Source organism: Gordonia sp. Z-3 (assembly GCF_036233855.1).
Lineage (GTDB): Bacteria > Actinomycetota > Actinomycetes > Mycobacteriales > Mycobacteriaceae > Gordonia > Gordonia tangerina.
In genome coordinates this window covers 136,854-160,166 of sequence record NZ_JAZARS010000005.1, presented here as the reverse complement: position 1 = coordinate 160,166, position 23,313 = coordinate 136,854, and the positions used below count along the sequence as shown (strand labels likewise).

The following is a 23,313-nucleotide window of genomic DNA, read 5'->3' as shown; positions in this document are numbered from 1 at the left end:
ACCTTTTCTCAGCACTCGGGACGCGGGTTGGACCAGCCCACGCCTCGTTCTACAATGTGGACGTTGAGTTTCACATATTGAGATGGAGTGACATGGACCGCGTCGCCGAAACCCCTGTGCGGACGCAGCCGACGATGACCGCGGCGCGCCGATGGACGATGCTGTGCTGCGCATTGGTCGCCGCGATGACCACCACCTGCGCGGTCAGCGGCGTTGCGTATCTCATCCCGGCCCTGCACACCGAGCACGGCATGTCGCTCGCTGCGGGTTCGGTGCTGGCCACGGTGCCCACGGTGGGCCTGATGCTGCTGATCATCCCGTGGGGCGCACTGTTGGACCGATACGGTGAGCGCCGCGTCCTGACCATCTCCCTGTGCATCACCCTGGCCGGCACCATCGCCGCCGTGGTCACCTCCGCCGTCGACGCCCCGTTGTGGGCCTTGGGCGCAGCACTGTTCGTCGGCGGATTGGGCTCCGGGGCAGCCAACGGCGCCAGCGGTCGAATCGTGGTGGGCTGGTTCCCGGCTCGACAACGCGGCACCGCGATGGGGGTACGTCAGATGGCACAACCGCTCGGCATCGCGGTGTGCGCGCTCACCATGCCGCTGACCGCGCAGGCACTCGGCGTCACCGCGGCCCTGGCGGTTCCGATGGTGGTGACCGGACTCGGACTCATCGCGTGCGTCGTCGGGATCGTGGATCCACCATCGTCGCCGCGACGCCCGGCCGACGTGACGGAGTCGAGCACTGGTCGAAATCCCTATCGAACCAGCGGATTCCTGGCCCGAGTCCACGGTGTGAGCGTGCTGCTGGTGATTCCGCAGGCCATGCTGTGGACCTTCGTGCCCACCTGGTTGATCGTCGCGCATCAGTGGCCGCCGGCCGCGGCGGGCGTCCTGGTGACCGTGACACAGGTGATCGGCGCCATCGGCCGCATCGTGGCCGGACGGGTGTCGGACGCGTGGGGTTCGCGCATGCGTCCGATCCGGTTGATCGCCCTGATCGCCGCCCTGGCAACGATGGCGCTGGCACTGACCGACTGGTTGGGGAGTCCCGTCGCACCACTGGTGATGGTGATCGCCTCGATCGCCTCGGTCGCCGACAACGGCTTGGCTTTCACCGCCATCGCCGAATACGCCGGCCCGTCATGGAGCGGGCGCGGTCTGGCGATTCAGAACACCGCCCAGTACCTGGCCACCTCGGCGAGTACCCCCATACTCGGCGCATTGATCGCCGCGTCCGGCTTCCCGATCGCCTTCGCGCTGACCGCCGTGACACCACTCATCGCCATTCCCCTCGTCTCGCGGGATCGACAAATCGATTGATCAGCCCTGCGGCGGTGCGAGCGTCGTCCACCACGACTACGTGGCGTGCTCCACCGCGCCGGAGGATCAGCAGCGCGTCTCCGGACCGGAGCACGAAACCCTTGGCCCCCTTCAGATCCCCATGCATCGCCACGCGATAGCCGTAGCCGCCGAAATCACGCAGTGCCCGAACCTGCACGTACTCGGCGTGATCGATCTCCGCCATCGGAATCACGGTGCGCGGCCAGCCGAGTCGGCCGCGGACCGCCACCGCGCGACGGTCGACCGTCACCCGGACACTCCACATCGCGACAGACACGACGAGTACCCCGACCGCGATGAGGATGACGGGCCATGAGCGCACCAGCAGTGCCACCGAGATCAGGATCATCAAGGCGATGGCGATGATCGCCGTCGCCACGCCGGACGTGGTCGCGACCCGTGTCCACAGTGCCCGCTCGCCGGGGGCGAGCGCGACGTCGGGCCGTTCGCCGACATCTGGCGGTTGCTCCGTCGACGTCCACTTCGGCACGAGCGCAGCCGTTCCCGCGCCCGCCGCGAGTCCCAGGAGCCAGCCGGCCGGCAGCTGCCACGTCGGGGTGGCGGCGTCACCGGCATCCGCGAGACCGCGCTGCGTCCCGGTCGCCAAGACGATGATGGCGATCGTCGACACTGTAACGCCCACAACGATTCCGAGCGTGAGACGAAGGGCGGTGCGATCGCGCAGCAGCACCGACAGTGCACCGAGGACGGCACCGAGGATCCCCACGACCGCCGGCAGTGCAACCACCACCGGAACGCTGGTGAAACCGTCGGCGCCACCGCCACCCCAGTGCGTGGCCACCGGATCGGGTAGGCCGTCGGCCCATGCTGCCACGAGCAGGGACCCCACGACTCCGGCGATCATCGACGGAAGCACACCGAGCGCCCCGATCAACCACCTGTTCATGCTGTCCCCCTGTTCGTCCGGTCCACTCACAGCGTCCACCTCCCGTGGATCTCGGCGGCCGTCGCGTCGGCCGACATGCCCAGTCGCCGCGCCACCCGGATCAGACCCTCCACCGCCTCGGCGAGTTCGGCGCGCCCGGCGGCCGAGTGTGTGACGACCGCACCTCGCCCCCGACGTAGTTCGACGACCCCGTCGTCGCGGAGCAACTGATAGGCACGCAATACGGTGTGCAGGTTGATGTCGAGCGACGCGGCCAGATCGCGTGCGGCAGGGAGCCGCTCACCACCTCCGATCTCCTCGCGTGCGATCGAGCCGCGAAGTGACGAGGCGATCTGTTCGTACAGCGGCACGCGCGAAGACGGGTCGATGCGGATCAACACATGCTGATCATATAGTTCTATTGAAAATAGAACAATGGACCGGCGTCGTGCGAGGCACGACGGCCACGACGACGAAGCCCCGCCCGGATGACTCCCGGGCGGGGCTCTGTCGCGACGGTCGCGCGATGGAGATCAGACGCGTTCGCGGATACGGCGCCCGATCTCGGTGGTGCTCAACGCCTCCGACCCGCGATCGGCCACATCGTCGGCGACGGCCTTCTCCACTCGCTCGGCCGCGTCGGTCTCACCGAGATGAGCCAGCAGCAGGGCGGCCGACAGGATCGCAGCGGTCGGATCTGCCTTGCCCTGCCCGGCGATGTCGGGCGCGCTGCCGTGCACCGGCTCGAACATCGACGGATTGGTCCCGGTGGCGTCGATGTTGCCCGACGCGGCCAACCCGATGCCGCCGGTGACCGCGGCCGCGATGTCGGTGATGATGTCGCCGAACAGATTGTCGGTGACGATGACGTCGAATCGCCCGGGATCGGTGACCAGGTAGATGGTCGCCGCGTCCACGTGGCAGTAATCGGTGGTCACGTCGGGATATTCGGCGCCGACCTCGGCAACCGTGCGACTCCACATCGCACCCGCAAAGGTCAACACGTTGGTCTTGTGCACCAACGTCAGCTTCTTGCGGCGCACCCGGGCACGTTCGAAGGCGTTACGCACCACACGTTCGATACCGAACCGGGTGTTCACACTGACCTCGGTGGCGACCTCGTTCGGTGTGCCGACGCGGATCGCGCCACCGTTACCGGTATAGGGACCCTCGGTTCCTTCCCGCACCACCACGAAGTCGATGTCCGGGTCGCCGGCGAGCGGCGAGGTGACACCGCGAAGCTTGCGGGCCGGTCGCAGATTGACGTGATGGTCGAGGGCGAAACGCATGTTCAGCAGCAGGCCGCGCTCGAGCACACCCGACGGCACCGACGGGTCCCCGATGGCGCCGAGCAGAATCGCGTCGTGTTCGCGCAACGACGCCAGGTCGTCGGCGGTGAGCAACTCTCCGTTGCGGTGGTACCGGCGTGCGCCCAGGTCGTAGTCGGTGGTCGTCACCGCGGGCACCACGGCTTCGAGAACGCCGATGGCCTCGCCGACGACCTCGGGACCGATGCCGTCCCCGGCGATCACTGCGAGCTTCACGACAGATCCACCTGTTCGATCAGGGTGGCGCCGACGGCCTCACCGATCGAAGCGACGAGATCGTCGGACAGCTTGGCGCTGACCCGCAGCACCACGGTGGCTCCCGGGCCGTCGGCATCCTGCGACAGACCCGCCGCCTGGATGTCGATGTCGGCGTTGCCCAGCAGGGTGCCGATCCGTCCGAGCGAGCCGGGCTTGTCGGCGTAACTGACGATCAGATTGTGGCCCTCGGCCCGCAGGTCGAAGTTGCGGCCGTTGATGTTGACGATCTTCTCCACCAGGCGCGGTTCGGTGAGCGTGCCCGATACGTTGTGCACCGACCCGTCGGCGAAGACGGCCTTCACGTCCACCACGCTGCGATGGTTCGGGCTCTCCGGCGCGGTGGTGACCTCACTGGTCACGCCACGATCGGCGGCCACAGCCGGGGCATTGACGAAGGTGACGGGTTCGTCGAGGACCGCAGAGAACAGCCCGCGCAGTGCCGAGAGGCCGAGAACCTCCACGTTGTTGGCGGCGAGCTCGCCGCGGACGTCGACGACGAGCGAGGTCGGTGGCTCGTCGCTGATGACTCCCACCAGCAAGCCCAACTTGCGCGCCACCTCGAGCCATGGCGCCACCTCTTCATCCACCGCACCGCCGGTGATGTTCACCGCGTCGGGCACGAAGTGTCCGGCCAGCGCGAGCCGGACACTCTTGGCGACGTCGGTGCCGGCACGGTCCTGGGCCTCGCTGGTGGAGGCGCCGAGGTGCGGGGTCACCACGACCTGCGGCAGCTCGAACAGCGGCGAATCGGTGCACGGCTCGGTGGCGTAGACGTCGAGTCCCGCGCCCCGGACGTGCCCGGAGTTGATCGCATCGGCAAGCGCCTGCTCGTCGATGAGGCCACCGCGCGCGGCGTTGACGATGACGACACCCTTCTTGGTGCGCGCCAGCTGGTCTTTGCCGATGAGTCCCAGCGTCTCCGGAGTCTTCGGCAGGTGCACGGTGATGAAGTCGGCGCGCTCGAGCAGTTCGTCGAGGCTGACCAGTTCGATGCCGAGCTGAGCGGCGCGGGCCGGCGACACGTACGGGTCGTAGGCGATGATCGAGGTCTCGAACGCGGCCATCCGAGCGGCGACCAGCTGGCCGATGCGGCCGAGGCCGACCACTCCGACCGTCTTGTCGAAGATCTCCACACCGTTGAACGCCGAGCGCTTCCACGTGTGCTCCCGCAGCGTGGCGTCGGCGGCGGGGATCTGTCGGGCCGCGGACATCAGGAGCGCGACGGCATGTTCGGCCGCCGTGTGGATGTTGGAGGTGGGGGCGTTCACGACCATCACGCCGCGCTTGGTCGCGGCCGGGACGTCGACGTTGTCGAGGCCGACACCTGCGCGCGCGATGATCTTGACTCCGGGTGCGGCGTCGAGCACTTCGGCGTCGACGGTGGTGGCCGACCGTACGAGAATGGCGTCGGCGTCGGCCACGGCTTCGAGCAGTTTCGGCCGGTCGGGGCCGTCCACCCAGCGGACCTCGACGTCGTCGCCGAGCGCTTCGACGGTCGAGGGAGCCAGTTTGTCGGCGATCAGAACGACCGGACGGCCAGCTGAGGTCACGATAGTCTCCATGGTCGGGGGCCAAAGTCAGTGAGAAGGCGGAGATCGCCGCAGGCGGCGCAGAGGCGACCACGGGGACTTCCGCGGACAGCTTAGTCGTCGCCGCATGTCGGATTTGCAGGCGGTATCCGCTGCTCGGGTCCGCCCCCGGAATTTCACGGTAGATTGTGATCGGCATTACGGATAGGTTGCAAACCGACCCCGGGACGATTCCGCACCACGCATCACGCGGCTACCGCCCGGTACCGTGTGCTTGGCCCCGGGCTCGGCTCCGGGGCCGTTGATTCTGTGCGCATCGATGAGCGGAGAGTGGATGATGAGGAAGCTGACAGCACTGTTGGCTGTTCTGGCTGCAACAGTGCTGGCCGGCTTGGGGGCTGGCTCAGTGGATGCCGCACCGGCGAAGATCTATCTCGGTGGTGGATCGGGAATCCTGGTGCTCAAGGGCGGCAATTCCGCGGCAGCGTGCACGCTGACCACCATCGGCAAGTCCAACACCGGCAAGCTGATCGGTATCACCGCCGGTCACTGCGGCAATCCCGGCCAGAAGGTGTACTCCGAGACCTTCCAGGACCGTGGTCAGGCCGGCACCATCACGTACTCCGCGAGTGATCTCGACATCGCGGTCATCGAGTTCAATCCGGCCAAGGTCGTGCCGCTGCGCTCCGTGCGCGGATTGACCATCCGCAGCGTGGACCCCCGGCCGCTCGCGTTCCCGGCCGTCGCCTGCAAGCAAGGCCGCACCACCGGCAACACCTGCGGTATCAGCTGGTTCTCCGACGGCGATGTGCACTTCAGCCAGCTGTGTGTGGTCGAGGGCGACTCCGGCAGCCCGGTGGTCGTCGGCGACCGCCTCGTGGGCATGGTCAACGCCTACTACTTCCTCGCCTGCCTCGGACCAGAGACGGGCACCAACATCGCCCCGATTCTGCGCCGGGTCGGTTCGCTGCCGCAGTACGGCGGTTTCCGCCCGATCTGATCGTCAGCTACGACAGTGGCCCCGAGACCATGGTCTCGGGGCCGCTGTCGTTTCTACGAGGAGTAGGTGTGCAATCGAAATCAGCGCTCATAGGTGACAGAGGGATTGACGCGCAGCCACGCGCGCAACTCACGCTCGAATTGGTCGCGAGTCCACGCCTCGATTGCTTCACGCTCCTCTGTTTGCACACCCGCCAGATGTGTCCGCGCGCCCCACTCGATCGAATCATCGACAGCCTGATTGACTCGTCGAGCCAATTCCGCGTGACGAACCCGTCGATCCTCACAGAACAATCGGTAGTCGTCCGAACGCCACGAAGTCGGCATCGGTATCACCGAGTCGGTGAGTGATTCGGAGTTCAGATCGAAAACGGCCTCACGAACGAGAGGCCGGATTGTGGGGTCGAGGGCGAGGCTGCGAAGGACCTCGAGGTACTCGCGGGGCATGCCGTCCGCGTCAGACATACCGCGACTCTTCCTCGACGATCGAACCATTCCGCAATCGGGCGATCGCGGCTGTCGAAGAGAGTTCCTCACGAAGTTCCGGATGACGAATGTAGAAGTCAAAGAGCCAGAGCGAGGCTGTTGCGCCGATCGCAGTTTCGTCTACTCGCAATTCATCGCGTCGATGACCGGGCTCGAGGGCCACCCATGCGCCCATCCTCTTGTCTCCTGCGATGACCGCAGGCACTGCGCAACCGATCGTTCCCCATTCGCGCGCGACACCGGTCTGACCGCGTCGGATCCCGCTGGGCGAGAGTACGTACTCGCAAGATTGAGATTGTGAAACCCTGAGGGCTCGACCGACGTACAGGGAACCGAGGACAAGCGCAACAGGTGAGTAGATACCAAGCTGCCCCATACCGGCCACTGGAACGGTTACCTTCTCCTGCCACACGCCATACGCGAACATCAAGAAGCCGAGGCCCGTCGTCGCCGCTGCCGCGATCTCATAGCCGCGAATCAGCGTATCGCGGCGTAGAACCAGGACACCTTTTCGCAGATGCACGCCAGAATCTAGATCGAGTTCCTGGCTATCGCGTCGACGCCGCACAGATCGAAGTACAGATAGCGCTTCGAACACAAAGCCGACGGAGACCAGGGAAGCACAAACAAGACCGAGAAGCTGACCAGAAGTCGCGGCGGCGATACCGATTGCTCCGATCGCAGCCGACAATCCGATGTAAATGCAAAGGGTGCCGCGATCACCCTTCGAAAATCCTATGCCCCACCGACTGGGCACAGGAAGCAATCTGCGGACCGTCACTTACACACCGCCTGTCCCACCAGGTTACCGACCACTCCGAATACCAACCCGCTGACGGCGCCCACACCAAATAGCCTCGCCGCACCTGCGGTTTCGGACATCATCGCGCTGACAGCCAGGTCGCCCGTCAGAGTCACTGCCCCTGTGGTTCCCGCCACACATCTGTCGTACCCCGACTTCGCGTCCACAACTGCAACTGCAGTGCCGAGGATATTCAGCGCTGGCCCAGCCGCCTTGGCACCCACCTGCAACTTCTCCGCCTGTGCTGCAGAGAGATATGGAAGGCCGTCACTGACGTGTGGTTCGAGTGCCGCCAACCCGCCGCCGGCGAGCGCCTGAGCAACCTGATCGGAATTCGGAACCTGCACCCGCACGCCATCCACCTCGGCGGTCGCTTGCCTGCCACGAGTCTCGGTGACGACGACGGGACTCTTGCCCTCGCGCATCAGCGTCGTTGTTGTCGATCCATCGGAGTTCGTCACTCTCGACGAGATGAGCATTCCCTTCTCGTTGTACAGATCGAACGTATCGCCGCTACCTCCGTGATGGGCGTCGGTATAAACCTGTCGACTACCGTCCAGCATTCTCAGAGTCGTCACCGTCGTCCCATCCTTGGCAACTGTTTCCTTGTCGACAACGGTGCCCAGCATGTGCTCTGCGAGCCTCTTACGCTGGTTCTCTCGACCTAGGGTCGGGTCCTCGGCTCGACTATCGTCTGAATACGCATCGGTCGTGAAGTCCTTGGGCGCGTGTGCGTCGCCAGGCAGATCCGGTAAATCCGGGTCCGCGAGCTGAATTTGTCGACGAATGTAGTTGCCGAGGTCGTAGTCGGCATGTCCCAGATCCATGAGATTGGGATTCAACTGATCCTGGAAACCTGTTGCTGCCAGAACCATGAGTTTGGCCATCGCCGGCGACATCAACTTTTCCCGGACCAGCACGACCCAGTCATCGGTGACAAACAAGTCCCCGGATTCGATGGTTCGAACCAGATCGCTGATGACACGCGCGGAATGTGCGAGCGCGGGTCCGTACTTCTCTATGCCGACTACGCTCGACGTGGCAATATTCGAAACCGCCCGCGCGCTTCCTTCCCCGCGCTCCACACCGTCGACTGCCGCCTCATAGGCCAGTCCGGTCCAATGTCCGCTCGGGCCTCCAGCCGGTCCCATTGCGCGAATCCTGTGACCGAGTCCCGATCCGAGATCGTCGAGATCAGCGGCCTTCGTTTCCAGGTCGTCACCACAAGCGACGAGCTGGTCGACTTTCCACGTCTGGAAGACCGGCCGACTGGGAATCATTTCGACTCCAGCACGCCGCGGAGCTTGGCGGCGATGTCGTCGTCGGTCCCTTCGAATTCGCCGGCGGCATTCCTGACCGCTGATGACAGGTCGGAGTAGTAATCGGCGAGGTCATCGAGTGCCCCTCGAAGCACCGGCACTGAAGTGTTCGATGCGTAGGCAGTTGAGGAACCTGGCATACATGCAGCGAGATCATGAAATCCATCGGGCAAGCGAGAACGAGACACCGCACCTGATGCATCGTCTACAGCGACCGAGTATTCGCGCAGAGCGCTTGGATCGACTTCTGCATCCGCCATCGAACTTCCCCCGTACGTTCAGTGCCCGATTCTGGAAGATCGTAGCGCACGAGCGCGCCGCCACCGTGGACCCAACCTGACCGTCAGAGCGCTCATACAGTTCTTCCCCCGGGTCTCCGTTCTTCCTACCGTTGTTCACGGGGGAAGAAACGAGACCCGGGGGAAGAACCCTAGGGACGTGAAGTCGCTCAGGCGGTCTCGGTGATCGGCCGGTCGACCCAGCTCATCAGATCGCGCAGCTTCTTGCCGGTGACCTCGATCGGGTGCTCGGCGTTCTGCTTACGCAGCCCCTCGAGTTCCTTGTTGCCGCCCTCGACGTTGGCGACGAGACGCTTGACGAAGGTGCCGTCCTGGATGTCCTTGAGGATTCCGCGCATCCGCTCCTTGGTGTCGGCGTCGATGACGCGCGGCCCCGAGAGGTAACCACCGAACTCCGCGGTGTCGCTCACCGAGTAGTTCATGCGCGCGATGCCGCCCTCGTACATGAGATCGACGATGAGCTTGAGCTCGTGCAGCACCTCGAAGTAGGCCATCTCCGGGGCGTAACCGGCCTCGACCATGACCTCGAAGCCGGTCTTGACCAGTTCCTCGGTGCCACCGCAGAGCACGGCCTGCTCACCGAACAGGTCGGTCTCGGTCTCTTCCTTGAAGGTGGTCTTGATGATGCCGGCACGGCCACCGCCGATGGCGCTGGCGTAGCTCAGCGCGAGAGCCTGACCCTCACCCTTGGGATCCTGGTCGATGGCGATCAGGCAGGGCACACCCTTGCCGTCGACGAACTGACGACGCACCAGGTGGCCGGGGCCCTTCGGCGCAACCATGCCGACGGTGATGTTCTCGGCCGGCGTGATCAGGTCGAAGTGGATGTTGAGGCCGTGTCCGAAGAAGATGGCGTCGCCATCTTTCAGGTTGGGCTCGATGTCCTCGGTGAAGATCTTCGCCTGCGAGGTGTCCGGGGCGAGGATCATGATGACGTCGGCCCAGGCAGCGGCCTCGGCGGCGGTCATGACCTTCAGGCCCTGCTCGGCGGCCTTATCGCGCGACTTGCTGCCCTCGCGCAGGCCGATCGCGACGTCGACGCCGGAGTCACGCAGCGACAGCGAATGTGCGTGTCCCTGGCTGCCGTAGCCGATCACCGCGACCTTGCGGCCCTGAATGATCGACAGATCGGCGTCGTCGTCGTAGAACAGTTCGATCGCCACAGTTGGATTCCCTTCGATTTCTTCTCGTGTGATTCGTTCGTGTCAGCGGTTGGCCGACATGCTCTTGGGTCCCCGACCCAATGTGACCGCGCCCGACTGCGCGATCTCCCGGATGCCATACGGATCGAGCATCCGCAGCAGCGCCTCGAGCTTCTCACTCGTGCCGGTGGCCTCGATGGTCAGTGATTCCGGCGAGACGTCGATCACCTTCGCGCGGAACAGGTTCACCACCTCGATCACTTCTGATCGCACCGCCGAGTCCGAGCGCACCTTGATCATCATCAGTTCTCGGGACACCGAACTCTCCGGGTCCTGTTCGACGATCTTGATGACGTTGATCAACTTGTTGAGCTGCTTGGTGACCTGCTCGAGCGGGAAATCGTCGACGGTGACCATGATGGTCATCCGCGAGATCCCCTTCAGCTCGGTCGGTCCCACGGCGAGCGACTCGATGTTGAAGCCGCGCCGCGAGAACAGGCCCGAGACACGGGCGAGCACGCCGGGCCGGTCCTCGACCAGAACGCTGAGGGTATGGGTGGTGCTCACTGCTCGTCCTTCTTGTCTGCGGAACCGGCCAGCACCGCGGCATCCGTGCGGCCCATGGCCTCATGGATCTCCGGTGTGTCGACCGAGGCGGATTCGTCATCATCGAAGAGCGGACGGATGTCGCGCGCCGCCATGATCTCGTCGTTGCCGGTACCCGCGGCGACCATCGGCCACACCTGCGCGTCGGCACCGACGATGAAGTCGATGACGACCGGCCGGTCGTTAATCTCGCGGGCCTTGGCGATCACCTCGTCGACGTCGGCTTCGTCCTCCACCCGGAATGCCGCACAGCCCAACGCCTCTGCGAGCTTCACGAAGTCCGGGATGCGACGTGAGTGCGTCGCCAGGTCGGTGTTGGAGTAGCGCTCCTCGTAGAACAGCGTCTGCCATTGGCGAACCATGCCCAGATTGCCGTTGTTGATCAGGGCGACCTTGATCGGAATGCCCTCGATCGCGCAGGTGGCCAACTCCTGGTTGGTCATCTGGAAGCAGCCGTCACCGTCGATGGCCCACACCTCGGTGTCCGGCGCAGCGGCCTTGGCGCCCATCGCGGCCGGGACGGCGTAGCCCATGGTGCCCAGACCGCCCGAGTTGAGCCAGGTCCGTGGCTTCTCATAGGAGATGAACTGCGCGGCCCACATCTGGTGCTGCCCGACGCCTGCGCAATACACCGCGTCGGGCCCGGCGGCCTTGCCGATGGCCGAGATGACGAACTCCGGCGACATCGAGCCGTCGGCCTGACGGTCGTAGCTCAGTGGATACGTGCGCCGGATGCCGTCGAGGTACCGCCACCACGTCGACAGGTCCGGCGCCTCGGTGGTGGTCGCGCGCTCGTTGCGGATCGTCTCGAGGAGGTCGCCGATGACCGCCTTGCAATCGCCGACGATCGGCACATCCACATGCCGGTTCTTACCGATCTCGGCCGGATCGATGTCGGCGTGGATCACCTTCGCGTCGGGCGCGAACGACGACAGCTGACCGGTCACCCGATCATCGAAGCGGGCGCCGAGGGTGATGAGCAGATCGCTGCGCTGCAGCGCCGCGACCGCGGCGACGGTGCCGTGCATACCCGGCATACCCAGGTGCTGGGAGTGGCTGTCCGGGAATGCACCGCGCGCCATCAACGTGGTGACCACCGGGATACCGGTCAGCTCGGCCAGCTCACGCAGTTCCTCGGACGCGTTGGCCTTGATGACACCACCACCGACGTAGAGCACCGGCGCCTTGGCCGACTGGATCAGCCGTGCCGCCTCGCGGACCTGCTTGCCGTGCGGCTTGGTCACCGGACGGTAGCCGGGCAGGTCGATCTGTGGCGGCCACGAGAAGGTGGTCTGACTCTGCAGGATGTCCTTGGGGATGTCGACGAGCACTGCACCCGGGCGTCCGCTCTCGGCGATGTGGAACGCCTCGGCGATCACGCGCGGGATGTCGGCGGGGTTGTTCACCAGGAAGTTGTGCTTGGTGATCGGCATGGTGATGCCGGAGATGTCGGCCTCCTGGAAACCGTCGGTTCCGATGAGCGCGCGACCCACCTGACCGGTGATCGCGACCACCGGGACCGAGTCCATCTGCGCGTCGGCCAGCGGGGTGACCAGGTTGGTCGCGCCGGGGCCCGACGTGGCCATCATGACGCCGGCACGTCCGGCGACCTGGGCGTAACCGGTGGCCGCGTGACCCGCGCCCTGCTCGTGGCGCACCAGGACGTGACGCACCTTCGCTGAGTCGAGCAGCGGGTCGTAGACGGGCAGAACGGCTCCGCCCGGGATGCCGAAGACGATCTCGACGCCGAGTTCCTCGAGCGAACGAACCACCGATTGCGCCCCGCTGACGCGTTCGGGAGCAACCGTGTGCTGACCTACCGCGCGCAGATTCCCGCCCGCTGGTGACTGTTGACGCGGCGCCGCTTCGCGCGCGGTTCCCCGCGCGTCGTCGGTACGTGCTGTTGGTGCGCTCACTGCACGATCCTTTTGCTCTGGTGTTCGTTCAATTGACAAGAAAAAACCCCCGACAGCTGAGCTGTTCGAGGGTGGCGCGTCGATGCTGGAGGTCTACGAAGTGACCCGTCAGGCGACGACGCGCCGGCCGAGTACTACGAGAATCTGATGCTGCATCACGCCTTCACGGTAGGACCGGCGCATGTCAAGAGTCAAACCGCGCCCATCGGCATCCCACATCGTGGGAACATACTGGTGAATCAACGGGATGCGTGAAGTGAGACAATGGTCGGGTGTCAACTCCATCGCCCGCCTCTCATGATGCACCCGCCGTCGAACTGCCGCAGACGTTCCGGATTCAACGTCTCGCCTACTTCGCGGTGCCGATGATGTTTGTGGTCACGGTGATCCTCGCCGGTGCGTCGCTGGTCTGGCTGGGCTGGACCCTCATCCTGCCCGTACTGCTGGGCTGGTGGATCGTCCGGATCCGGACCGTCGTGACCGAAGACGGCCTGCGGGCCGTGCACACCTTCTCCACCCGTGAGATCCCATGGAGCGAGATCGACGGCCTGCAGTTCCCCCGGTGGAGTTCGGTGCGGGCGGTACTGGCCAACGGCACGCGGGTCCGCCTGCCCGCCATCACCTTCGCCGACCTGCCCCGGCTCTCGGCAGCCAGCCGCGGTCGCATTCCCGATCCGTACGCCGCGGCAGCTGCCGACGACGAGAACTGACCCAACGAAATCATTTTGTTCGCGCTCGTCGCCGCGGAGTAGCCTCGTCAATCGTGTACGGCCCCATGCGGTGGCGTTCACGAGTTCGCCCGAGTCCAGGCGGACATGTCGACACAAGGAAACAGCGATGCCAGCTCTGAGGTCCCGAACCACCACCGTCGGCCGCGAGGCCGCAGGAGCCCGGTCCCTGTGGCGGGCCACAGGTATGACCGACGATGACTTCGGCAAGCCGATCGTCGCGATCGCCAACTCCTACACCCAGTTCGTACCCGGCCACGTGCATCTCAAGGACGTCGGCGAGATCGTCGCCGACGCGGTGCGCGCGGCGGGCGGGGTGCCGCGTGAGTTCCACACGATCGCCGTCGACGACGGAATCGCGATGGGGCACGGCGGAATGCTCTACTCCCTGCCGAGTCGCGAGATCATCGCCGACTCCGTCGAGTACATGGTCAACGCCCACACCGCCGATGCACTGGTGTGTATCTCCAACTGCGACAAGATCACTCCTGGCATGCTCAACGCCGCGATGCGGTTGAACATCCCGACGGTGTTCGTGTCGGGTGGACCGATGGAGGCCGGCAAGGCCGTGGTGGTCGGCGAAGTCGCCCACCCGTCGTCGGATCTCATCACCACGATCTCGGCGTCGGCGAACAGCGCCGTCGATGAGCAGGGCTTGTCCGAGGTCGAGCGATCGGCGTGCCCCACCTGCGGATCGTGCTCGGGCATGTTCACCGCCAACTCGATGAACTGTCTCACCGAGGCCCTCGGCCTGGCCTTGCCCGGCAACGGATCCACGCTGGCCACCCATGAGGCCCGCCGCGCGCTGTTCGAACGTGCCGGCACCGTGATCGTCGAAGCGGCCCTGCGCTGGTACCGCGACGACGACAGTTCGGTGCTGCCCCGTAACATCGCCACCCCCACCGCATTTCGCAATGCGATGGCGCTCGATGTCGCGATGGGCGGCTCCACCAACACGGTCCTGCACATCCTTGCCGCCGCGCAGGAGGGCGAGGTCACCGACTTCGACCTCTCCACCATCGACGAGATCAGTCGCAACGTGCCGTGCCTGTCGAAGGTCTCACCGAACTCCGACTACCACATGGAGGACGTGCATCGCGCCGGTGGAATCCCCGCGATCCTGGGCGAACTGCGCCGGGCCGGTCTGCTCGACGACACCGCCGCAACCGTGCACAGCCCGACGATCGGGCAGTTCCTCGATGACTGGGACATCCGCGGCGGCACGGCGATCGACGCGGCCGTCGAGCTGTTCCACGCGGCGCCCGGCGGTGTGCGTACCACCACCCCGTTCTCCACGGCGAACCGGTGGACGTCGTTGGACACCGATGCGGCCGGCGGCTGTATCCGCGATCTCGAGCACGCTTATACCGTCGAGGGCGGTCTGTGTGTGCTGCGCGGCAATCTGGCGCCCGACGGCGCGGTGCTCAAGACGGCGGGCATCGACGAGGAACTCTGGCATTTCCAGGGGCCCGCGCGCGTCGTGGAGAGTCAAGAGGACGCCGTGCAAGTGATCCTGTCGAAGACCATCCAGGCCGGCGAGGTGCTCGTGGTGCGGTACGAAGGGCCCGCCGGTGGACCCGGTATGCAGGAGATGCTGCACCCCACCGCCTTCATGAAGGGCACCGGCATGGGTCGTAAGTGCGCGTTGATCACCGACGGCCGGTTCTCCGGCGGGTCGTCGGGGCTCTCGGTCGGACACATGTCGCCCGAGGCGGCATCGGGTGGCGCGATCGGGCTCGTCGAGGATGGGGACCCGATCCTGATCGACGTCCGGACTCGGCGCCTCGAGGTGCTCGTCGACGACGACGTGCTCGCCGAGCGCCGCGCGAAGATGGAGGCGTCCGAGCGACCGTGGCAGCCCAAGGACCGACAGCGACCGGTCACCACCGCACTGCGTGCCTACGCGAAGCTGGCCACCTCGGCCGATCGGGGCGCGGTGCGCGTCGTCGACTGACCGACCGGCAGCGGGCGCTCAGCCGGTGGGATTGCCGGGTGACTCGAACGGGTTGGTCCCGTTGAACAGCAGCCACACGGCGACCGCGGCGCCGACGCCGACCACCAGCAGCGCCAGCGACCCCCACGCGGGGCGGCGCGCCCAACCGCGTGGTGCATCGACGGAGATCCGGCCGGGACCGGTCAGGATGATGACCGCCGCGCACACCGCGAGCAGCAGTTCGTATTCGATCCCGGCTCCCCCGCCACCGGAGACGAAGAACCATACGCCGCCGGCCAGAGTGGCCTTGTATGCCGCGGCCACGAGCATCACACCGAGCACCGCCGACGCCGCCAGCGGGGCGAACAGCCCGACCACCAGCATCAACCCACCGAGGGTCTCCGAGAGCGCGCCGACGATGGCAAGGGGCCGCGCGGCGTCGGCCTGAAAGCCGATCGCCGGATTGGGCGCGTTGACGAGCATGTCCTGAAAGCCCGACAGTCGCGGGCCGTTCCACCACCCGAACAGTTTCTGCGCTCCGTGTGCCATCGCGATGAGTCCCACCGCGACCCGAAGCAGCAGCAGGCCGAGGTCGATGGTGCCCCGTCGAGCGCGCCGCTCGGAGTCGGCGAGATCCTCTTCCACCGACCGCAGACGTTCATCACCGGTCGGGTAGCTGTCGCCGACGGGGTACGGCTCCGCGATCGGCGAGGTCTCCGGCGTCGGATACGGATCGGCTCGGTCGTCGCCGGCCGGCTCGGCCGCATAGGCGGTGGTCCGCGGTGCCGCGGACGCACCGAAGGCGGTGGTGGGCGCGCCTGCGTCGCCGAGGGTCGGGGCCTGCGCGGCGAACGGGGTGGTCGGATCCTCTGCGGCCGGCGGCCGGGGATCCACCGCCCCCGCCGGTCGACGGTCGATGGCCTCAGTGGCCGGGGTCGGATCGGCCGGGGTCGGATCGGCCGGGGTCGGATCGGCCGGGGTCGGATCGGCCGGGGTCGGATCGGCCGGGGTCGGGTCTGCCGACTCTGGGTCGGCCGGGGCGGGATTTGTCGGCGTCGACACAGATCGGGTCTGTACCTCGTCGGGTGCGATGTCATCGAGATCATCGACCCGCTTGCGACCCGCCGCAGCGTGCCGGTCATAGAAGGTGTCGCGATCCTCGGTGGGAACCGGCCGGCGGCGCCCGGATGCGGCCGCCCCGAGATCGATCTCGCCCGTTGGTTCGTCGTACGGACTGGAGCCGCCGCCTGCGGCTGGGTCACGTTCGCTCACGGTTCCGACTGTAGGCGCCAACACCGTTGGACGCCTCGAGCAGCGCGCGGTGAGTCGGCAACGATCGCCTACGCTGGACGCCATGCGTATGGGGTGGCCGAGGTCAGAACACGACCGCGAGCGGTCGACCGCATCGGCCCGCACCCGCCCCGGTCGCCTGATCACTCTGGTGGTGCTCGGTGTGCTGATGCTGGCGGCGAGTGGATGTGCCGATTTCACCGAGCAGGATCGCGCGAAGGACGCCGGTGCGTTCAGCGCCAACAACGAGTCACCGGCGCAGCAGCAACAGCCCCGTCCCTCCCCCACCGAACCACCGGTACCACCGCCCCCCGGTCCGTGTGTGGACCCGGACCCGGCGGTGATCGCCACCTGCCTGCAGTCCACCGCAGCGGTGATGCCCGGCGACGATCAGGGTGAGGTCACCGTGGTGGCCGAACGCACCACCGGAAAGATCATCACCACCAAACGCTATGGACCGCAGCGTGTTCTGGCCACAGCGCCGGTCGACGCATCCGGCGACGGCGGACTGATCGACTTCGCCTTCTCCCCCACGTACGACCAGGACCGGTTGATCTACGCATTGATCACCACCGCGTCGGACAATCGGGTGGTGCGCCTGGCACCGGGCGACGTGCCCAAACCGATCCTGGTGGGTATTCCCAAGGGTGCCAGCGGGAACATGGGCGCGATGTTCTTCAGGTCCCCGACGGAGCTGGTGGTCGCGACCGGCGACGCCGGCAACCCGGCCGCCGCCAATGATCCCTCGTCATTGGCGGGCAAGATCCTGTCGGTGACGTCGCTGAGTTCGGGCGCGAACCCGCGCCCGCGAATCCTGGCCTCGGGTTTCGGTTCGAATGTGTCCCTGTGTCCGAGCGCCACCACCGGCTCGCTCTATGTCGCCGACCAGACCGCGACCGAGGATCGCATCCAGGTCCTGGAGCCATCGGGCCCGAAGGTGTTGTGGACGTGGCCCGACCGCCCGCAGATCGCCGGCTGCGCGGTCACCTCCGGTGCCATCTTCGTCTCGACGACTCGCACCCAGCACATCGAGGCCCTCACCGAACCGACTCGGGAGAAGCCGGCGATCACCCCACCCGCAGTGGTGTTGGAGAAGCGCTACGGCGCGTTGGGTCGGATGGTGGCGCTCGAGAACGGTGTGATCCAGTTCGCCACGGTGAACCGCACCTCGGGTGAGCCGGTCAGCACCGACGACCGCGTGGTCCGCTGGCTGCCGCCGTCGTCGACCGAGGACCGGACCTGACCGGGTAGCCTCGCCGGCAGATTGCACCCCGTTGCCGGAGGTAGTCTGCCCGGAGCGGGCCCGATCAGGAGCAGGCGGCCAGGACGAGTTCCTTGACCCGAGCCGGGTCGGCCTGACCGCGGGTGGCCTTCATCACGTCGCCGACGATCTTGCCGGCCGCAGCGACCTTGCCCCCGCGGATCTTGTCGGCGATGTCGGGGTTGTTGGCCAGGGCGTCATCGACCGCCTTCTGCAGAGCCGAATCGTCGCGCACCACCTCGAGGCCGCGATCGGCCACCACCTGATCCGGCTCGCCTTCGCCGTCGAGCACCCCCACCGCTACCTGCTGAGCGAGTTTGGTGGTGAGCTTGCCCTCGTCGACGAGGCCGATGATCCGCGCCACCTGCGCCGGAGTGATCGGCAGGTCGGCGAGTTCGGTACCGCGGGTGTTGGCCTGTTGCGCCAGGAACGACACCCACCACCCGCGGGCGGCTTCCACGCCGGCGCCGGCGTCGACGGTCGCGATCACCAGGTCGATCGCGCCGACGTTGACGAGGTCACGCATCACCTCGTCGGAGACACCCCATTCGTCCTGGATACGGGCGCGGCGCACCCACGGCATCTCCGGCAACGTCGTACCCAGCTCGGTGATCCACGACGGGTCCGGAGCGACCGGCGGCAGGTCGGGCTCGGGGAAGTAGCGGTAGTCCTCGGCGGTCTCCTTGCGACGTCCCGCCGACGTCGTGCCGTCGGCCTCATGGAAGTGCCGGGTCTCCTGCACGACCTCGCCCCCGGCGAGCAGCAGCGCGGCCTGCCGCTGCATCTCGTAACGCACCGCCACCTCGACACTCTTGAGCGAGTTGACGTTCTTGGTCTCGGTCCGGGTGCCGAACTCGGTTGCGTCCTTGCGCATCAACGAGACGTTGGCGTCGCAGCGCAGCGAGCCCTGATCCATCCGGACATCGGAGACGTCGAGGGCCTTGAGCAGATCTCGCAGAGCCGACACGTAAGCACGGGCGATCTCCGGTGCACGCTCACCGGCGCCGACAATGGGCTTGGTCACGATCTCCACCAGCGGAACGCCGGCCCGGTTGTAGTCGAGCAGTGAATGACTCGCCCCATGGATGCGGCCGGAACCACCGATGTGCAGGGACTTGCCGGTGTCCTCCTCCATGTGCGCACGCTCGATCTCCACCCGCCACGGGGTGCCGTCTCCCAGCAGCACCTCCAGGTGGCCGTCGTAGGCGATCGGTTCGTCGTATTGGGAGATCTGATAGTTCTTCGGCTGATCGGGGTAGAAGTAGTTCTTGCGGGCGAACACGCTCGACGGCCGGATACTGCAATTGAGCGCCAGCCCGATCCGGATCGCCGACTCGATGGCCTTGACGTTCGCGACGGGCAGCGACCCCGGCAGGCCGATGCACACGGGACACACCTGGGTGTTCGGGTCGGCACCGAACGCGGTCGGGCAGCCGCAGAACATCTTGGTCGCGGTGCCCAGTTCGACGTGCACCTCGAGGCCGAGGACGGGGTCGAACTCTGCGATGACCTGGTCGTAGTCGAGCAGTTCGGTGGCAGCGGCAGTCATGGATGCCATCTTATTGCTCCCGTGATCCGTCGGCCCCCCGGGTCGTCGGACGCAAGCGATGCGAACCCGGGTGGAGATCAGGGTCATCCCCGATGCGACCGGGACGAGCAATCCGTAGCGTCGATGTCAGACGAAAGGAACAACCATGACCACCACGACTCCGGCTCCCACCCGACTGATGCGTTCACGCGACGACGCCTGGCTCGGCGGAGTGTGCGGCGGTATCGCCAAGCGCTTCGGTTGGGATGTCACCGTGATCCGGGTGCTCTTCGTGGCGTCGATCCTGCTGCCCGGCCCGCAGGTGTTGTTGTACCTGGTGCTGTGGCTCATCATCCCGCGCGAACCGGCGCAACCGGCGCAACCGTCGACACCGCCGGTCTACCCGGCGACGCCACCCGCAACCCGCTGACCCGTCGGGTCAACCGAAGATGACCCGGATCTCCTGGTACTGATCGGCGGGCACCGACTTCTGATTGGCCAGCGCATCGGAGAAATCGACGCGCACGATGTCGGTGCCGTTGAGCGCCACCATCTTGCCCCACCCCTTGTCGGCGCAGAGGTCGGTGATCGCCATACCGAGTCGGGTCGCGAGGACCCGGTCGAATGCCGTGGGGACACCGCCCCGCTGGATGTGGCCCAACACCGTGGCGCGCGTCTCGATACCGGTACGTTCCTCGATGAGCGGGGCGAGCACCTCGGCGATACCGCCGAGGCGCGGACGGTTGAAGCCGTCGAGCCCCTTCACCGAATAGGCCTCATCCATGTCCGGGAACTTGAATCCCTCGGCGACGACCACCATCGGGGCACGACCACGGTTCTTGACGTGGGTGACCCAGGCGCAGATCTGATCGAGGCTCTCGGGCTGCTCAGGGATGAGGATCGCGTGCGCGCCGCCGGCGATGCCGGAGTAGAGGGCGATCCAACCGGCGTGCCGTCCCATCACCTCGAGGACCATGCACCGCTTGTGCGAGTTGCCGGTGGTGCGCAGGCGATCGATGGCCTCGGTGGCGATCTCCACCGCGGTGTTGAATCCGAACGTGTAGTCGGTGGCGTCGAGATCGTTGTCGATGGTCTTGGGAACGCCGACGATGTTGATGCCGTCCTCGTACAGCCGTCGCGATGCCGACGCGGTGCCCTCTCCACCGATGGCGATGACACCGTCGATGCCGAGGTTCTTCATCACCTTCTTGATGTTCTCCGCGCCGCCGTCGGGTTCCTGATACGGCCCGAACCGGCTGGTACCCAAGATTGTTCCACCCTCGTGGGACAATCCGCGAACCGTGGAGCGATCGAGTTCCATGATGTCGCCGTACACCAGCCCGTACCAGCCGTCCTTGAAGCCGACGAACTCGTGTCCATAGACGGTTTCGCCCTTGAGTACTGCGCCGCGGATCACCGCGTTCAGTCCCGGGCAGTCACCGCCGCTGGTGAGAATGCCGAACCTCTTGGCCATCGCCCTGAGACCTTCCTGTCGACCCTGCAGACACCTACCCCTGCCAATCTAGTGGTCCGGGCGGGCCTGCGCCGGGTGTCGCGTCCGCGTCGTGAGGTCGAAGAGTGAACTTCCGGTGTCCTCACTTCAGCCCGTTCTCGTAGGCGAACACCACCGCCTGGGCGCGATCGCGCAGACCGAGTTTGTTCAGCACACTGCTGACGTGGGTCTTGACGGTCTGTTCGGAGACGTAGAGCCGGCCGGCGATCTCTCCGTTGGACCGTCCGTCGGAGACGAGGTCGAGCACCTCCCGTTCCCGCGGGGTGAGTTGGTCGGCCGCGCGGCTGCGCGGTGTGCGCGATCTGCGTGCGGTCACCTCTTCGATGAGCCGCCGGGTGACCGACGGAGCCAACAGCGCCTCGCCATCGGCGACGACCCGCACAGCACGGACGAGTTCATCGGCGGGTGCGTCCTTGAGCATGAAGCCCGACGCACCGATGCGCAGGGCCTCGTAGACATAATCGTCGATGTCGAAGGTCGTCAGCATCAGTACCCGGGTGGCGCCCTCGCGTCCGGCCGACGCGCGGAGGATCTCCTCGGCCGCGCGCAGGCCGTCCTTGCGGGGCATGCGCACGTCCATCAACACCACGTCCGGCCGGACCCGGGCGCACAGCTCGACGGCGGCGACACCGTCTGCGGCGTCGCCGAGGACGGAGATGTCCGGTTGCGCCCCAAGCAGCGCGGAGAATCCTTGGCGCACCATTGCCTGATCGTCGACAACCACCACCGTGACAGCCACGCGGATAAGCCTATTCGCTCGCACCCACCGCCGACCCGACGGCAGCCACCATGTTTCCGGGGTGGTCCGGGATCAACGCACGTACCGCGAACCCGCCGTCGGCGGTGGGCTCGGCGGTGAGTGCGCCGCCCACCGCCGCGGCACGCTCGACCATGCCCACGATGCCGGTGCCCGCACCCGGCAGACGCACGGGTTCGGCGGTCGGTGCGGTGTTGCGCACACACACCTCGATGACCCCCACCTGCGCCGGGAGTATCGAGATCTGCACTGTCGAACCCGGCGCATGTCGGGTCGCATTGGCCAGGCTCTCCTGCACTATCCGATAGATGACCAGACCCGCTGCTGCGCTGATCTTCTCGTGGGCGACGGTGTCGACGAGATCCACTGTCGCGCCGGTCAGCCGGGTGTGGTCGACGAGCGAACCGAGATCGTCGAGATCCGGATTGGGTGCGGCAGTCGACTCCCCGTCGGTACGGAGCACGCCGAGCATCTGGCGCACCTCGTCGAGCGATGCGCGAGCTGACACAGCGATCGCCTCGAACTCCGCCGCCGCCTCGTCGCTGACGTCGACCAGCCGGTAACGAGCCGTCTGCGCCATCACCACGACCACCGACATTCGATGGGCCACAACGTCATGCAGATCACGAGCGATTCGGGCCCGCTCCTGCAGGATCGCCTTCTGGGATTCGACCACCTGCTTCTGCTCGGTGCTGACAGCGAGTTGGCGGCGCGACCTGGCCAGCACCCGGATCAGCGCGACGACGACCGCACCGAAAGTCAGCCCGAACACCCAGCCACCGCGGGCGTCGGCGGGGGCCGCCAGCACGAAGACGATGCAGGTACTGACCCATACCACCGGAATCCATCGCAACGAGCACCGCAGATACGCGGCGAAGGTCAACACCAGCAACGAGATGATGTGGACGACCTGAACCGACCACGGCCAGCCGTTGACCGTCGGGATCAGCAGCCCGATCAGCTGAGCCGACACCACGGACACGGCCCACCCTGCCACCGGCGCGCAGTAGACCAGCGCCACCGGTAGCGCGGCGAAGGCCGCGACAACCGGCTGCGCATACGCCGGTACCGAATGCGTCAATGACAAGGTGGGCCACGACACCGAGAACAATACCGCCGCAACAAACAGAAAGAACCAGTTCATCGGGGACCGCACGTAGCGTTGCACGGCCGGGTCGCGGGCAGCCGGATGTTCGGCCACCTCCCGCAGCGCCACCGTCGCCGCCCGGCCCGTCAGCCTTCGCACTGTTCGAAACATCTCCATCACCTCGTCCACTCACCGTAGGGCGCGCGGGACCGCACGTCCTCATACTTTCGGGGGATTCCACGCTCACTCGCCGGGATGAGGAACCGCATCACGTGACGATCTCGCGATGGTCGGGGTGAT

22 protein-coding genes are annotated in these 23,313 nt (G+C 66.3%); 6 read left to right on the top strand and 16 right to left on the bottom strand.

Going from position 1 to position 23,313, the window contains the following annotated elements:
- Positions 1–92 precede the first annotated feature (92 nt).
- A complete protein-coding gene (locus VX037_RS07505) occupies positions 93–1,325 on the top strand; it encodes an MFS transporter (protein WP_328713770.1) in 1,233 nt (410 codons plus the stop codon).
- On the opposite strand, the gene VX037_RS07500 is transcribed toward VX037_RS07505, so the two are convergent.
- The 4 genes from VX037_RS07500 to serA form a co-directional block, all read right to left on the bottom strand.
- On the bottom strand, positions 1,282–2,283 hold the full coding sequence (locus VX037_RS07500; RefSeq protein ID WP_328713768.1) for a hypothetical protein: 1,002 nt from the start codon (positions 2,281–2,283) through the stop codon (positions 1,282–1,284). The genes VX037_RS07505 and VX037_RS07500 overlap by 44 nt on opposite strands.
- The gene (locus tag VX037_RS07495) at positions 2,280–2,633 is read right to left on the bottom strand and encodes a GntR family transcriptional regulator (protein WP_287016741.1); all 354 of its coding nucleotides are present in this window, start codon (positions 2,631–2,633) and stop codon (positions 2,280–2,282) included. Before VX037_RS07495 ends, VX037_RS07500 begins: the two co-directional genes overlap by 4 nt.
- A gap of 132 nt (positions 2,634–2,765) precedes the next feature.
- Positions 2,766–3,776, bottom strand: a complete 1,011-nt coding sequence (locus tag VX037_RS07490) for a 3-isopropylmalate dehydrogenase (protein ID WP_328713765.1) — start codon at positions 3,774–3,776, stop codon at positions 2,766–2,768.
- Positions 3,773–5,368 (bottom strand): phosphoglycerate dehydrogenase, encoded by a 1,596-nt coding sequence (gene serA, locus VX037_RS07485; RefSeq protein WP_235722587.1) that lies wholly within the window; start codon positions 5,366–5,368, stop codon positions 3,773–3,775. Before serA ends, VX037_RS07490 begins: the two co-directional genes overlap by 4 nt.
- A gap of 313 nt (positions 5,369–5,681) precedes the next feature.
- On the opposite strand from serA, the gene VX037_RS07480 reads away from it, so the two are divergent.
- Entirely contained in the window at positions 5,682–6,347 is a 666-nt protein-coding gene (locus tag VX037_RS07480) for a S1 family peptidase (protein WP_235722585.1), read from the top strand.
- Between the two features lie 80 nt (positions 6,348–6,427).
- Here VX037_RS07480 and VX037_RS07475 read toward each other — a convergent pair whose 3' ends face one another.
- The 7 genes from VX037_RS07475 to VX037_RS07445 form a co-directional block, all read right to left on the bottom strand.
- On the bottom strand, positions 6,428–6,811 hold the full coding sequence (locus tag VX037_RS07475) for a hypothetical protein (protein ID WP_160900992.1): 384 nt from the start codon (positions 6,809–6,811) through the stop codon (positions 6,428–6,430).
- Positions 6,804–7,589 (bottom strand): hypothetical protein, encoded by a 786-nt coding sequence (locus VX037_RS07470; protein ID WP_328713763.1) that lies wholly within the window; start codon positions 7,587–7,589, stop codon positions 6,804–6,806. The genes VX037_RS07475 and VX037_RS07470 overlap by 8 nt, the downstream gene beginning before the upstream one ends.
- 20 nt (positions 7,590–7,609) lie before the next feature.
- Positions 7,610–8,914 carry a hypothetical protein gene (locus VX037_RS07465; RefSeq protein ID WP_160900990.1) on the bottom strand — a complete coding sequence of 435 codons (1,305 nt, stop codon included), beginning with the start codon at positions 8,912–8,914 and terminating at the stop codon, positions 7,610–7,612.
- A complete protein-coding gene (locus tag VX037_RS07460) occupies positions 8,911–9,213 on the bottom strand; it encodes a type VII secretion target (RefSeq protein ID WP_160900989.1) in 303 nt (100 codons plus the stop codon). The genes VX037_RS07465 and VX037_RS07460 overlap by 4 nt, the downstream gene beginning before the upstream one ends.
- A 188-nt stretch (positions 9,214–9,401) precedes the next feature.
- Positions 9,402–10,415, bottom strand: a complete 1,014-nt coding sequence (gene ilvC, locus VX037_RS07455; RefSeq protein WP_235722584.1) for a ketol-acid reductoisomerase — start codon at positions 10,413–10,415, stop codon at positions 9,402–9,404.
- A 42-nt stretch (positions 10,416–10,457) separates the two neighbouring features.
- Complete coding sequence (ilvN, locus tag VX037_RS07450; protein WP_235722582.1) at positions 10,458–10,961, bottom strand: acetolactate synthase small subunit; 504 nt, start codon at positions 10,959–10,961, stop codon at positions 10,458–10,460.
- The gene (locus VX037_RS07445; protein WP_328713762.1) at positions 10,958–12,916 is read right to left on the bottom strand and encodes an acetolactate synthase large subunit; all 1,959 of its coding nucleotides are present in this window, start codon (positions 12,914–12,916) and stop codon (positions 10,958–10,960) included. The genes ilvN and VX037_RS07445 overlap by 4 nt, the downstream gene beginning before the upstream one ends.
- Positions 12,917–13,188: 272 nt before the next feature.
- On the opposite strand from VX037_RS07445, the gene VX037_RS07440 reads away from it, so the two are divergent.
- Both VX037_RS07440 and ilvD read left to right on the top strand, forming a co-directional pair.
- Positions 13,189–13,626 (top strand): PH domain-containing protein, encoded by a 438-nt coding sequence (locus tag VX037_RS07440; protein WP_235722573.1) that lies wholly within the window; start codon positions 13,189–13,191, stop codon positions 13,624–13,626.
- Between the two features lie 127 nt (positions 13,627–13,753).
- Positions 13,754–15,598 (top strand): dihydroxy-acid dehydratase, encoded by a 1,845-nt coding sequence (ilvD, locus tag VX037_RS07435; RefSeq protein ID WP_235722571.1) that lies wholly within the window; start codon positions 13,754–13,756, stop codon positions 15,596–15,598.
- Positions 15,599–15,616: 18 nt separating this feature from the next.
- Here the strand turns inward: ilvD and VX037_RS07430 are convergent, their stop codons facing one another.
- A complete protein-coding gene (locus VX037_RS07430; RefSeq protein ID WP_328713761.1) occupies positions 15,617–16,849 on the bottom strand; it encodes a DoxX family protein in 1,233 nt (410 codons plus the stop codon).
- Positions 16,850–17,009: 160 nt separating this feature from the next.
- Between VX037_RS07430 and VX037_RS07425 the strand changes: the two genes are divergently transcribed.
- Positions 17,010–18,110, top strand: coding sequence for a PQQ-dependent sugar dehydrogenase (locus tag VX037_RS07425; RefSeq protein WP_235722788.1), 1,101 nt, complete (start codon positions 17,010–17,012; stop codon positions 18,108–18,110).
- 64 nt (positions 18,111–18,174) lie between these two features.
- On the opposite strand, the gene gatB is transcribed toward VX037_RS07425, so the two are convergent.
- Positions 18,175–19,677 (bottom strand): Asp-tRNA(Asn)/Glu-tRNA(Gln) amidotransferase subunit GatB, encoded by a 1,503-nt coding sequence (gene gatB / locus VX037_RS07420; RefSeq protein ID WP_235722563.1) that lies wholly within the window; start codon positions 19,675–19,677, stop codon positions 18,175–18,177.
- A 145-nt stretch (positions 19,678–19,822) separates the two neighbouring features.
- Here gatB and VX037_RS07415 point away from each other — a divergent pair, with 145 nt between their 5' ends.
- Positions 19,823–20,086, top strand: a complete 264-nt coding sequence (locus tag VX037_RS07415; RefSeq protein ID WP_235722561.1) for a PspC domain-containing protein — start codon at positions 19,823–19,825, stop codon at positions 20,084–20,086.
- A 9-nt stretch (positions 20,087–20,095) separates the two neighbouring features.
- Here VX037_RS07415 and VX037_RS07410 read toward each other — a convergent pair whose 3' ends face one another.
- The 3 genes from VX037_RS07410 to VX037_RS07400 form a co-directional block, all read right to left on the bottom strand.
- Complete coding sequence (locus VX037_RS07410) at positions 20,096–21,130, bottom strand: 6-phosphofructokinase (RefSeq protein ID WP_235722560.1); 1,035 nt, start codon at positions 21,128–21,130, stop codon at positions 20,096–20,098.
- Positions 21,131–21,251: 121 nt separating this feature from the next.
- Positions 21,252–21,908 carry a response regulator gene (locus tag VX037_RS07405; RefSeq protein ID WP_235722558.1) on the bottom strand — a complete coding sequence of 219 codons (657 nt, stop codon included), beginning with the start codon at positions 21,906–21,908 and terminating at the stop codon, positions 21,252–21,254.
- Positions 21,909–21,918: 10 nt separating this feature from the next.
- Positions 21,919–23,184, bottom strand: coding sequence for a sensor histidine kinase (locus tag VX037_RS07400; RefSeq protein WP_328713759.1), 1,266 nt, complete (start codon positions 23,182–23,184; stop codon positions 21,919–21,921).
- Positions 23,185–23,313: the final 129 nt, after the last annotated feature.